The sequence below is a fragment of the Microbacterium sp. B19 genome, from assembly GCF_000333395.1.
Lineage (GTDB): Bacteria > Actinomycetota > Actinomycetes > Actinomycetales > Microbacteriaceae > Microbacterium.
The window spans coordinates 1-12,005 of record NZ_BADA01000228.1 but is presented as its reverse complement, the minus strand read 5'-3'; the positions used below and the strand labels follow the sequence as shown (position 1 = coordinate 12,005).

8 protein-coding genes are annotated in these 12,005 nt (G+C 71.1%); 5 read left to right on the top strand and 3 right to left on the bottom strand.

Annotated elements, in window-relative coordinates; genetic code table 11:
- The first annotated feature begins 113 nt into the window (after positions 1 to 113).
- From I5G_RS21465 to I5G_RS08555, 3 genes are all read left to right on the top strand, one after another.
- Positions 114 to 1,739: an AtzH-like domain-containing protein gene (locus I5G_RS21465; RefSeq protein ID WP_022878687.1), complete on the top strand. Its 1,626-nt coding sequence runs from the start codon at positions 114 to 116 to the stop codon at positions 1,737 to 1,739.
- 229 nt (positions 1,740 to 1,968) lie between these two features.
- Positions 1,969 to 3,198, top strand: a complete 1,230-nt coding sequence (locus I5G_RS08560; protein ID WP_022878686.1) for an alanine--glyoxylate aminotransferase family protein — start codon at positions 1,969 to 1,971, stop codon at positions 3,196 to 3,198.
- Positions 3,195 to 4,472, top strand: coding sequence for an allantoate amidohydrolase (locus tag I5G_RS08555; RefSeq protein ID WP_022878685.1), 1,278 nt, complete (start codon positions 3,195 to 3,197; stop codon positions 4,470 to 4,472). Before I5G_RS08560 ends, I5G_RS08555 begins: the two co-directional genes overlap by 4 nt.
- A 102-nt stretch (positions 4,473 to 4,574) precedes the next feature.
- Here I5G_RS08555 and I5G_RS25285 read toward each other — a convergent pair whose 3' ends face one another.
- Positions 4,575 to 5,915: a hypothetical protein gene (locus I5G_RS25285; protein WP_036327126.1), complete on the bottom strand. Its 1,341-nt coding sequence runs from the start codon at positions 5,913 to 5,915 to the stop codon at positions 4,575 to 4,577.
- 218 nt (positions 5,916 to 6,133) lie between these two features.
- Here I5G_RS25285 and I5G_RS08540 point away from each other — a divergent pair, with 218 nt between their 5' ends.
- Both I5G_RS08540 and I5G_RS08535 read left to right on the top strand, forming a co-directional pair.
- Complete coding sequence (locus I5G_RS08540) at positions 6,134 to 7,000, top strand: helix-turn-helix domain-containing protein (protein WP_187288821.1); 867 nt, start codon at positions 6,134 to 6,136, stop codon at positions 6,998 to 7,000.
- Positions 7,001 to 7,140: 140 nt separating this feature from the next.
- Positions 7,141 to 7,995, top strand: coding sequence for a PhzF family phenazine biosynthesis protein (locus I5G_RS08535; RefSeq protein ID WP_026095780.1), 855 nt, complete (start codon positions 7,141 to 7,143; stop codon positions 7,993 to 7,995).
- A gap of 440 nt (positions 7,996 to 8,435) precedes the next feature.
- Here the strand turns inward: I5G_RS08535 and I5G_RS08530 are convergent, their stop codons facing one another.
- The gene (locus I5G_RS08530; protein WP_022878681.1) at positions 8,436 to 11,258 is read right to left on the bottom strand and encodes a molybdopterin-dependent oxidoreductase; all 2,823 of its coding nucleotides are present in this window, start codon (positions 11,256 to 11,258) and stop codon (positions 8,436 to 8,438) included.
- Positions 11,259 to 11,301: 43 nt separating this feature from the next.
- Positions 11,302 to 11,841: an FAD binding domain-containing protein gene (locus tag I5G_RS21455; RefSeq protein ID WP_275574421.1), complete on the bottom strand. Its 540-nt coding sequence runs from the start codon at positions 11,839 to 11,841 to the stop codon at positions 11,302 to 11,304.
- Positions 11,842 to 12,005 lie beyond the last annotated feature (164 nt).

Sequence of the window (12,005 nt, the reverse complement as noted above, 5' to 3'; positions counted from 1 at the left end):
ATCGTTCCGCGGCGGCGAGCCGCCGATGATGGTTCAGTGTCCAAGACACGCCGTATCGCGCGGGTCGCACGCGGCGTGTCCTGGACACTCGATCCCGTCGGGAAGGGACAGCGATGACGGATGCCACGATCCCGGGCGACCTGCGGGAGGCGTTCGACGCGTACGAGCGGGCGATCGTCGCCAACGACCTCGACGCCCTCGACGCGTTCTTCGCCCCCGGCGACGACACGCTCCGCGGCGACACCGCGGGGCTCCTCGTCGGACACGACGCGATCAGCGGGTTCCGGGCGCTGCGCGGCGGCGTTCCCCCGCGCGAGATCGCCGAGGTGCACTACCGCCCGCTCGCCCGCGGCGGCCAGGCCATGGCATCCGGTGCTGACGCCGAAGAGAGCACCGACGGCGACGTCGCGCTGCTGATCTCGGTCTCGGCGTTCCGCGGCGGCGGGCGGGGGCTGCAGACGCAGGTGTGGCAGCGGATCGATGGGCGCTGGCTCATCGTCGCCGCGCACGTGACCCCGCGCACGCCCGCGCTCGACCGCACGATCTGGCGCAGCGTCGGCGATCCGTTCCTGCAGGGCGCGTGGGAGGGTCCGCTCGCGGGACTCACCGTCGCCGTGAAGGATCTGTTCGCGATCGCGGGGTTCCGCATCGGCGCGGGCAATCCGACGTTCCTCGAGGAGGCGCGCCCCGAGAAGGCCACCGCCCCGGCCGTCGCCGACCTCCTCCGCGCGGGCGCGTCGCTCCGCGGCATCGCCCGCACCGACGAGTTCGCGTACTCGATCGCGGGCGACAACGTGCACTACGGGACTCCGCCGAACGGCGCCGTCGTCGGTGCGCTGCCCGGCGGCTCGTCGAGCGGACCGGCCTCCGCCGTCGCTCTCGGCCACGCCGACATCGGCCTCGCGACCGACACGGCCGGGTCCATTCGCGTGCCCGCGTCGTACCAGGGGCTGTGGGGCCTCCGCACGACCCACGACCTCGTGCCGCGGCAGGGGATGTTGCCGCTCGCGCAGTCGTTCGACACGATCGGCTGGCTCACCCGCGACGGCGAGACCCTCCAGCGCGTCGCCGACTGGTGCCTGAGCTACGACGGCTCGGCCTCCACCGAGAACGTCTACGGAGCCTCCGGCGACGACCTCCCGTGGCGGTTCCTCGTGCCCGAGGAGATCCTCGCGTGCGTCGAACCCGACACCCGCACGGCCTTCTCGCGGTTGCTCGCCGCGCTCGCGGCATCCGACGATCCGCCCCCGTTCCGCGCCGTGGATTCGGGAGATCTGGATGCCACCTTCACCGCGTTCCGCACGGTCCAGGGCGCCGAGGCCTGGCGCAACGACGGGGAGTGGCTGCGCGCGCATCCCGGGGCGGTGGGTCCGGCGGTTGCGGAGCGCTTCCGCGTCGCGGCCCAGATCACCCCGGCCGAGGAGGCGTCGGCCCGCGCCGCGCTCGAGCCGATCGCCGCGCACCTGGCCGAGCTTGTCGACGGCGCCGTCCTCATCTTCCCGACCGTTCCCGGCCCCGCGCCCCTGCGCACGGCGGACGTGGATGCCGTCCGCGCGGCGACCCTGCGCATGACCGCTCCCGCGGCGGCGGCGGGGCTCCCCGCGGTCTCGGTGCCGCTGCTGACGGTCGCCGGTGCGCCCGTCGGCGTGTGCCTGGTGTCGCGCGCCGGCACCGACATCGCACTGGTCCGGCTGGCCCGGCGTCTGGCGGCGCTGGTCGGGGCGGGGGCCGGCCGATGACCGCGGCACAACTCCTGCAGAACCGGCACAGCTCGGCATCCACCGCCCACCCCGCCCGGATTGCCGGAGTTGGGCCGAACGTGCCCCCGCCCTGCGCGACACAACGAAGGAAATCCCGGCGCCGGACCGGCGGCTGGCGCGCCCTGGCGCTGAGGCAGAAGCCGATTTCCTTCGTTGTGTTCCGTCCTGAGCCCGTCCGCCCCGCCCACCCCCGCACCACGGAGCCAAGATGACCCACCTCCCCGGCCCGATCGACCCGCCCGCGCGTCTGCTGATGGGCCCCGGCCCGATCTCGGCGTACCCCAGCGTCCTGCGCGCGATGGGCGCCCCGCTCGTCGGGCAGTACGACCCGTTCATGACCGCGACCATGAACGAGACGCAGGAGCTGTACCGGCGAGTCTGGGGCACCGAGAACGACGCGACGCTGCTCATCGACGGCACGAGCCGCGCCGGCATCGAGGCGGCGATGGTGTCGCTCATCCGCCCCGGCGACCGCGTGCTCGTCCCGGTCTTCGGCCGCTTCGGCCACCTGCTGAAAGAGATCGCGGAGCGCGCGCTCGCCGAGGTCCACACGATCGAGGTGCCGTGGGGAGAGGTCTTCCCGGTCTCGACGATCCGCGAGGCGATCGAGCGGGTGAAGCCGCACCTCGTCGCGTGCGTGCAGGGCGACACGTCGACCACGATGCTGCAGCCGCTCGACGAGATCGGTGAGATCTGCCGCGCCCACGGCGCCCTGTTCTACACCGACGCCACCGCGTCGCTCGGCGGGAACCCGTTCGAGATGGATGCCTGGGGCCTGGATGCCGCGACCGCGGGCCTGCAGAAGTGCCTCGGTGGGCCCTCCGGCTCGGCGCCGATCAGCCTGTCCGAACGCGCCGTCGAGGTCGTGCGGTCGCGCGCCCGGGTCGAGGCGGGGATCCGGGAGGAGGGGGATGCCGAGGCATCCGACTTCATCCGCTCGAACTACTTCGACCTCGCGATGATCCTGGATTACTGGGGTCCGCGGCGCCTCAACCACCACACCGAGGCGACCACGATGCTCTATGGCGCGCGGGAGTGCGCGCGCGTGCTGCTCCTCGAAGGTCGCGACGAAGTGATCGCGCGGCACCAGCTCCACGGCGACGCGATGCTCGCGGGCGTCGAGGGCCTGGGACTCACCGTCTTCGGCGACGTCGCGCACAAGATGACGAACGTCGTCGCGGTGGAGATCCCGGATGCCGTCGTCGGCGACGCCGTGCGCGCCGAGCTGCTGACCGACTTCGGGATCGAGATCGGCACGTCGTTCGGTCCGCTGCACGGGCGCGTCTGGCGCATCGGCACGATGGGCTACAACGCCCGAAAGGATGCCGTGCTCACGACGCTCGCCGCCCTCGAGACGGTGCTGCGGCGCCACGGTGCTTCTGTCGCCGCAGGCGGGGGCGTCGAGGCCGCGCAGGGCGTCTACGGAGCCGCGGGATGAAGACCCGGCTCCAGGTGGCGCCCGAGCGCATCGCCTCGGCCGCGCGCCGCGTGATGGGGCGCTGCGAGGAACTCGCCCGCGTCACCGCGATGACCGGCGGCATCGAGCGCGTGTACTTGTCGCCCGAGCACGCGCGCGTCAACCGGCTCGCCGCCGAGTGGATGCGCGAGCTCGGCATGACCACGCGTCAGGACGCGGCAGGCAACCAGGTCGGCCGCCTCGCCCCCGCCGGAGACCGCGACGCTCCGGCCCTGTTGATGGGGTCGCACCTCGACACGGTCCCGGATGCCGGTCGCTTCGACGGCATCGTGGGTGTGCTGATGGCGCTCGAGGTGGTGCGGCTGGTCCGTCGCGTGGACGACGAGGGTGTGGCATCCAGTCCGTTCCCGTTCGCACTCGAGGTGATCGCGTTCTCGGACGAGGAGGGCACGCGCTTCGGCAAGGCGCTGCTCGGGTCGTCGGCCGTGGCCGGGCAGTGGGACCCGTCCTGGTGGGACCTGACGGATGCCGACGGCTCGACGCTGCGGCAGGCGTTCCGCGAGTTCGGCCTCGACCCGGGCCGTGTCGGCGAGGCCGCGCGGAAGCCCGAGGAGCTCGTCGGCTATCTGGAGGCGCACATCGAGCAGGGCCCCGAGCTCGACCGCGCCGGGCTGCCGCTCGCGGCGGTGTCGTCGATCGCGTCGGCGCGCCGGTTTCAGCTCGTCGTCGAGGGCGAGGCCCGCCACGCCGGCGGCACGCCGTACGACATGCGCCGCGACGCGCTGCTCGGGGCGAGTGAGGCGGCGCTGGCGGTGGAGCGGATCTGCCGCGCCGAGCACCACATCGTCGGCACGGTCGGCCAGCTGGAGGCGTTCCCGGGAGCGGTCAACGTCGTGCCCGGTGAGGCGGTCTTCTCGCTCGATCTGCGCGGCGAGTTCGACGAGACCCGCGACCACACGTGGTCCCAGATCTCCGCGGAATTGGATGCCATCATGGGCCGCCGCGGCCTGCGCTGGCGGTCGCGCGAGGTGCATTCGGCGCCCGCGGTGTTCTGCGAGCCGCTGCTGCAGGACGTCGTGCGGGCAGGTATCGGCGGTGAGGCCCCGACCTTGTTCAGCCGCGCCGGTCACGACGCGATGGCGATCGGGGCCATCACCGGGGTGGGGATGCTGTTCCTCCGCAACCCCGACGGGATCAGTCACCACCCCGACGAGGCCGTTTCCGCCGCCGATGTCGCGGCGGGGATCCGGGCACTCGCCGAGGCGGTGCTGGGGCTGGGGGCGGAGCGGGGGTAGACGCCCGATGGACCCGAGGTTCGCGTGTCCGGCGCCGGTAACGGGCACTCAGGTCGATCGCGATCAGAACCTAGCGAGCGCCAACGTTCCCCCGGTTCGATGTCAACAACTTGCTTGAACGTATGTGACGTAGTCGATGTTGTTGGCGCTGTTGGCGATGGGCTTCACCGCGTTGGTGAGGACTTTGTTGTCGCGGAACCAAACGTCGGTTCCGTCGAGGAAGAACCCGTATCCTCCGAGGGGAACGGCCGTCGCCGGTGTGTTGGTGCTCCACGAGTCGGTGCTGACGGGCGAGGCGGGGGCCGAGGCTGAGAAGAGAGCGCCCCGGGCTTTGCCGCCTTGGATGAAGGTGACGTAGTCGTAGCCGTTGCTACTGTTGGCGACCGCTCGAGTCACGTTGGTGAGGACTTTGTTGTCGCGATACCAGACGTCGGTCCCATCGAGATAGAACCCGTATCCACCGATAGGAACGGCTGTTGCTGGTGTGTTTGTAGACCATGAGGCCGTGCTCGTAGGTGCAGAGGGCGACGAGGACGCAAACGCCGCTCCTGTGGCCTTACCGTTCTTGATGTATGTGACGTAGTCGATGTTGTTGGCGCTGTTGGCGATGGGCTTCACCGCGTTGGTGAGGACTTTGTTGTCGCGGAACCAAACGTCGGTTCCGTCGAGGAAGAACCCGTATCCTCCGAGGGGAACGGCCGTCGCCGGTGTGTTGGTGCTCCACGAGTCGGTGCTGACGGGCGAGGCGGGGGCCGAGGCTGAGAAGAGAGCGCCCCGGGCTTTGCCGCCTTGGATGAAGGTGACGTAGTCGTAGCCGTTGCTACTGTTGGCGACCGCTCGAGTCACGTTGGTGAGGACTTTGTTGTCGCGATACCAGACGTCGGTCCCATCGAGATAGAACCCGTATCCACCGATAGGAACGGCTGTTGCTGGTGTGTTTGTAGACCATGAGGCCGTGCTCGTAGGTGCAGAGGGCGACGAGGACGCAAAAGCCGCTCCCTTCGCTCCGCCGCGAACGGGTGCATTGAGGGGCGCCGATGCGGTCGATCCGGAAACCGGGGCACTCGCCATGGCCACCCCGGCGCCTCCCCCTGCCGGCACAGTGATTGCCGGTAGGTCTATCTCCCCGGTGCTATCGGTGCTTTGGGTATTGCTGGTTGAGCCGCCTGCAAAGGCGTAACGTCCGCTCAACGTTGTCGTCACGGTGATGTTCGGAGTCGGAACTCCCCCGACCGTGACCGTTAGACGTGCGCCCGAAATGGTGCCGCAGGATACGCCCAGGTATGAAGCTTGATTGAAGGTGAGCTGTGGAACGCCGGAAGCCGCCGCGGCAATTGGAGCAACACTGGCCGCGGCTATCACCGGAACGGACCACGCCGCACCTACGAGCACCGTGCGTCGGGAAGCCGCCGGAGTGGCGCCAAATTTGGTATCGGAGGACATATGTATGCCTTTCAGGTTCGGGTGGCGCCAGCATCCGCGGGTGCCCCGAGCGACTCCAACTCCAGGTTTACGCGACCGGTGCGGGTGACGACGCCCGGGTGGGTGGCATCCGGTATCGAACGGTGAAGTGAACCGGGAGGTGAATGCATCCGGGGCTGGCGGAGCGGGGATCGACGGGGCGGCGACCCTGGAGGGACACCTGCTCAGATCGGAGCCGCATGACCCGAAGTGTGCGCGCCGAAGGCCCGGCGGCGCGCGAGTGGTTCGCGCAGCGCTCCCTCGAGTGGACCCCGATGTCGGAGGGGCCCGCGATCCTCATCGTCGACGAGGCGGAGATGTCGGCCATCGTCATCCGGCGCCTGTGGCACACCGCGGCGCGCATCGCCCCCGCGCCCGCGCTCGCACGCAACACCGGCGCGACGCTCGTGCTCGAGGCCGAGGGGCGTGTCGACTACTTCTTTCGCGACGGGCGTGATGTCCCCGCCGACACCGCGGGCGCGCTCGTCTTCCCGAACGCGTCGTTCGCGGGGTTAGTGTCGCAGCAGCCGAGCGCGCGCATCGAGGTCGTCGCGACGCACCGGCTCCTGGACGGGCCGTCGGTGCTCCCGGGCGCCGACGATGGGCCGGCGTGGCGGGCATTGGCATCCACGATCAACGCGATCCTCAACACCGATCGGGCCACGACCCCCTCGACACGCGCCGCGCTGGGACACGCGATCGAGAGCCTGTGTGCGGCCCTGATCGCCGACCGCGCGGGGGCCGGGCCGGATCCGGCGTTCCGCTCGGCCGAGGGCACCTTCGCGGCGGCGATGCAGCTCGTGGACGAGCAGGCCGACGACCCCGAGTTCACCGTCGAGCAGCTCGCCGACGCGTTGGGGGTGTCTCGGCAGTACCTCGCCCGGGTGTTCTCGAGGCGGGGGAGCACGCCCCGCAACGCGCTGCGGACCCGACGGCTCGAACTTGCCGAGGCGTTCACGGCGGTAGGGATACCGACGGCCGAGGTCGTGCGGCGCTCGGGATTTCCGTCGCAGCGGGCGTTGTCGCACGCGCGGCGTGAGCGTGACGCGCAGCGCTTCGAGCTGTGAGGCGGGGGCGTAGGTGAGATTAGCGGCGTTGTTGATCTAGGTTGTGGGCCGCAACCTGGATCAGCGAGGCCGAAACCCCGCAGTCCACAGATCCCCCACTGGCCCGCGACGCCCCGCCCCGCGGCCGGAAGAATCGACGCATGACCGACGCTCCTGGCATCCTGCACCTGCTCGCCTTCGCCGCGGAGCCGGGCGGCGGCAACCCCGCCGGAGTGGTCCTGGATGCCACGGCCCTCGACGACGCCGACATGCTGCGGATCGCGGCTGACCTGGGGTATCCCGAGACGGCGTACGTCACGGCCCGCGACGGGGAGCGGCTGCGAGTGCGCTACTTCTCGCCCGAGGCGGAGGTGCCGTTCTGCGGACACGCGACGATCGCGACGGCGGTCGCCCTGGCCGAGGCATCCGGGCCGGGGGAGTTCGTGTTCGAGACCTCCGCGGGCGACGTGCACGTCTCGACTCGGGACGACGGCGGCCGCATCGCGGCGGGCTTCACGAGCGTCGAGCCGACGGTCCGCGACTTCGCCGACCCCGCACCGCTGCTCGCGCTCCTCGGACTCGACGCCGACGACCTCGACCCGCGGATGCCGCTCGCCGAAGCCTTCGCCGGGAACTGGCATCCGGTGGTCGCCGTCCGCACGATCGAGCGGTTCGACGGATTCGGGTACGACCCGGACGGGCTGCGGGTGCTGATGGATGAACGCGGCTGGACGGGCACCGTCACGGTCGTGCACGTTCCCGGCGACGTCGCCGACGGCGCGGGGATCGAGGCCCGCAACCTGTTCCCGGTCGGCGACATCACCGAGGATCCGGCCACCGGCTCAGCGGCCGCGGCGCTCGGCGCCTACCTCCGCGACCGCGTCGGAATCGCGGCGCCGTTCCATGTCACCGTGCACCAGGGGCGGCACATCGGTCGCCCGAGCATCCTCGAGGTGGACGCGTCGCCGGTCGGTGGCATCCAGGTGTCCGGGACGGCCGTGCCGCTGGAGGGATAGGCCTGATGTCCCAGTTTGTGCAGATTCCGGCCTAGAGATCTGCACGAAGTGGGACATGCCTGGTGGGGGTGCGGCGAGGGCGGGCGCCGCTCCGACGGCTACCCGCCTGATGTCCCACTTCGTGCGGGTTCGCGTCGGTGAAATCGCACAAAGTGGGACACGCCGGTAGCGGTGCGGCGACGACTGGCGCCTAAGCGACGGCTACCCGCCTGATGTCCCACTTCGTGCGGATTTGCGCCGGCAGAATCGCACAAAGTGGGACACGCCGGTAGCGGTGCGGCGACGACTGACGCCGAAGCGCCGGCGACCCGCCTGATGTCCCACTTCGTGCAGGTTCGCGTCGGTGAAACCGCACAAAGTGGGACATGCAACACCTCACCGCGCCCGCAACGTCTCACCGCGCCCGCAACGCTTCACCGCGCATCGAGCGCCCCCGCGCGTCACTCCCCGCCGGCGAGCCTCCACACGCGGTCGCGCGAGAACGGCAGCTCGTACCCACGCCGACCCAGCGCCCGCGAGACGGCGTTGCCGATCGCCGCGCCCACCGGGTTGTACGGCGATTCGCTCATCGACTTCGCGCCGAACGGTCCGAGGGTGTCGTCGGTCTCGGCGAAGTACACCTCCGTGTCGGGCACGTCGGCGAACTGCGGCACACGATACGTGCGGAACACGGCGTTCTGCACCACGCCGTCCTCGAGCAGCACCTCTTCGTACAGCGCGCCGCCGAGGGCCTGCGCGGCGCCGCCCTCGATCTGCCCGCGGCACTGCTCCGGGTTGATCACGACGCCGGCGTCGGCGGTCTGGATCGACTGCAGCACTCTCACCGTCCCCGTCGCGGGGTCGACGGCCACCCGCACGGCGTGCACGTTGAACGCGAGCGAGCGGAAGTCGCCGAACTCCGCACCATCGGCGGTGAGCCCGTGTTCGTCGCGCATCGTGGCGGGGGCGGCATCCACGATCCGGTCCCACGGAACCAGCTCGTCAGCGGCCAGAATTCCGGATGCCACGACCTCGGCGGAGTCGGCATCCCCTCCGGCCAGCTCCACGGCGACGTCGATCATGCGCCGCCGCAGCACCGAGCACGCGCCGTGCAGCGCCTTCCCCGCCACGGTGGTTCCGGCAGAGGCGAAGGCGCCGGTGTCGTGGCGGACGGCGTCGGTGTCGGCGGCCCAGAGCTCCAGACGGTCGTGCGGAACGTCCAGGACCGTCGCGGCGATCTGCCGGTGCACCGTGGACGTGCCGTTGCCGAACTCGGCGGTGCCCACGCGCAGCAGGAAGGTGCCATCGCGGCGCAGGGTCGCCGTCGTGTGCGCGATGTGCCCGCGCGGGGCCATCGTCGCGATCATCGCGGCGGCCATGCCCTCGCCGACCGCCCAGCCCTCGGGAGCTTCGACGCCGTTGCCGCGGCGCAGCGCGTCCTGCGCGAGATCGAGGCACTGGTCGAGGCCGTAACTGCCCCAGATCAGGTCTTCCTCGTACTTCTCGTCCTCGTCGGGGTGGAGCGGGTCGCCCTCCTTCACCGCGTTGATCCGGCGGAGGTCGAACGGGTCGATCCCCAGCTCCTCGGCGAGGGCGTCCATCGCCGACTCGACCGCGAACACGACCTGCCCGAGCCCGTACCCGCGGAACGCACCGGAGGGAGGGTTGTTCGTGTACACCGCTTCCGCGTCGATCCACTTCGTCGGCACGCGGTACAGCGTCGTCGACTCGGCGCACGAGTGGAACAGCACGCCGATCGCGTGGTTGCCGTACGCGCCGGTGTCGCTGAGGACGTCGAGCTTCATCGCGGTCAGACGCCCGTCGGCATCCGCCCCCAGCGTGGTGCGCACGCGCATCGGATGCCGGAGCGAGGCCCGTACGAACTGGTCGGTGCGCGAATACTCGTACGCGACCGGACGGCCGAGCTTGAGCACGGCGAGGGCCGTGAGGTCTTCCGTGAACAGTTCCTGCTTGCCGCCGAAGCCGCCGCCGACGCGGTTCGCGAAGACGCGGATGCGATCCCGCTCGAGGCCGAAGATGTGCGCGAGCTCGTTGCGGGCGAGGAACGGCACCTGCGTCGACGAACGGATGACGAGACGCCCGTCGTCGTCGAGCCACCCGACGGCACCGTGCGTCTCCATCGCCGCGTGGGTGACGCGCGAGGAGCGCCACTCGCCCGTGACGGTGACGGGGCTCGCGGCGAGAGCCGCGTCGATGTCGCCGCCGTGACCGGTGTGGAAGCCGGCGACGACGTTGCGTCCGGCATCCATCACCCGCTCGTCGGGCGTCCGGTCGGGGTGCAGCAGCGGTGCCCCGGGCCGTCGCGCGTCCTCGGGGTCGAAGACGGCGGGCAGCACCTCGTACTCGACGCGGACCGCGCGGCAGCCGGCATCCGCGGCCTCCGCCGTTTCCGCGACGACCGCCGCGACCCGCTGGCCGACGTGGCGGACGACGTCGTCGAGCATTCGGGTGTCGTCGGGGTCGTCGGTGCGGTGTTCGTGACGGCCGGTGGAGTAGAGGGTCTCGGGAACGTCCAGGTGGGTGAAGACCGCGACGACACCGGGGAGCGCGAGCGCGGCGGTCGTGTCGATCGAGGTGATCCGGGCGTGCGCGTGGGGTGAGGTGACCACGCGCAGCACGAGGGGCGGGCCTCCCGGGACGGGCTCGTCGAAGGTGAAGGGCTCCTTGCCCTGCACGATACGGCGGGCGGCCTCGGGGGCGACCGAGGCGCCGACGCGCCCGGCGCTGCTCTGCTGACTTGGGCCATGTGTACGCGCGGGGTGGGTCTCGGCGGGCGTTTGGCCGGAGTCAGCGGCGAGGGTCACGGCGGACGCGCCGGTCTCGCGGACGGGGCCCAGCACCGACTCGCGGATCGCCTCGCGGATCGGGCGATACCCCGTGCAGCGGCACAGGTTGCCCTTCATACGGCGGTCGAGGTCGTCGAGGTCGTGCTCGCAGAGCGTGGATGCCGTGACACTCATGCCCGGAGTGCAGAAACCGCACTGGAACCCGAATCCGGATGCCAGGGCTTCCTGCACAGGGTGGAGCTCGTCGCCCGGGGCGAGACCTGCGGCCGTCGTGATCGACCGCCCCTCCAGGCGCACCGCGGGGATGATGCACGAGTGCGTCGGTGCGCCGTCGAGCAGCACCGAGCACGCGCCGCAGTCGCCCGCGTCGCATCCCTTCTTCACCTCGACATGCCCGGTCTCGCGCAGCAGCGTGCGCGCGCACTGACCGGGCCGCGGGTCGGCCTCGACGGCGGACCCGTTGACCTGGAACTTCACTCGGTGTCCTCCTGCTGGACCGTGCCGGCTCGGCGTCGCGTGCTCACGCGGCACCCTCGTGCGACTCGCGGGCGAAGCCCGCGCGCAACCGCTCGGCGAGCACGACGCTCACCCCGCGACGCCAGTCGGCGCTCCCCAGCGGATCGGTGTAGAAATCGGTCGCGGATGCCACGGCATCCCGCAACTCTCCGGCCCCGGGAATCCGCACGAACCGCAGCACGCGCGGCCGACGCACCGCCGCCGTGACGACGAACACGGACGATCCGTCGGGGTCGACGCGGGCCGTGACCACGGCCCCGGAGCGTCCGAGCTCCGCCAGTGCGATCTTCTGCAGCGCCACGCGCGACGTGAGCGCCGCCGCCGGAATGTCGAGCGCGCGGAGCACCTCGCCCGGCGCGAGGGAGGTCACGGCGTTGTCCACGATGAGCTCGGCGACGGCGATCCGGCGCTCGCCGCCGTCGGGCGTCCACACCAGGGCCGTGGCATCCAGGGTCGAGAGGAACGCGATCATGGCGCCGGCCGCGAATGCGCGGCAGACGTTTCCGCCGACCGTGGCGGTGTTCCAGATCTTGAACGACGCCAGCAGCGCGTCGGCGGCGGGGCGGGCGAGCCCGAGTGACGTCCACTCCCGCTCAGTCGGTCGTGGAGACGCGCGGTCTGCGCATTCATCCCGACGATCTCGACGTTGGTGCCGAGGCGGGCGTACCGGGTCTCGACCGCATCGAGAGCGGCCACGGTCGAGGCGTC

What these genes read in the sequence shown, in the direction of transcription:
- I5G_RS08535 (WP_026095780.1), top strand. Translation starts at nt 7,141, where the DNA reads ATGACCGACGCTCCTGGCATCCTGCACCTGCTCGCCTTCGCCGCGGAG.
- I5G_RS08560 (WP_022878686.1), top strand. Translation starts at nt 1,969, where the DNA reads ATGACCCACCTCCCCGGCCCGATCGACCCGCCCGCGCGTCTGCTGATG.
- I5G_RS25285 (WP_036327126.1), bottom strand. Translation starts at nt 5,915, where the DNA reads ATGTCCTCCGATACCAAATTTGGCGCCACTCCGGCGGCTTCCCGACGC.
- I5G_RS21465 (WP_022878687.1), top strand. Translation starts at nt 114, where the DNA reads ATGACGGATGCCACGATCCCGGGCGACCTGCGGGAGGCGTTCGACGCG.
- I5G_RS08540 (WP_187288821.1), top strand. Translation starts at nt 6,134, where the DNA reads ATGACCCGAAGTGTGCGCGCCGAAGGCCCGGCGGCGCGCGAGTGGTTC.
- I5G_RS08555 (WP_022878685.1), top strand. Translation starts at nt 3,195, where the DNA reads ATGAAGACCCGGCTCCAGGTGGCGCCCGAGCGCATCGCCTCGGCCGCG.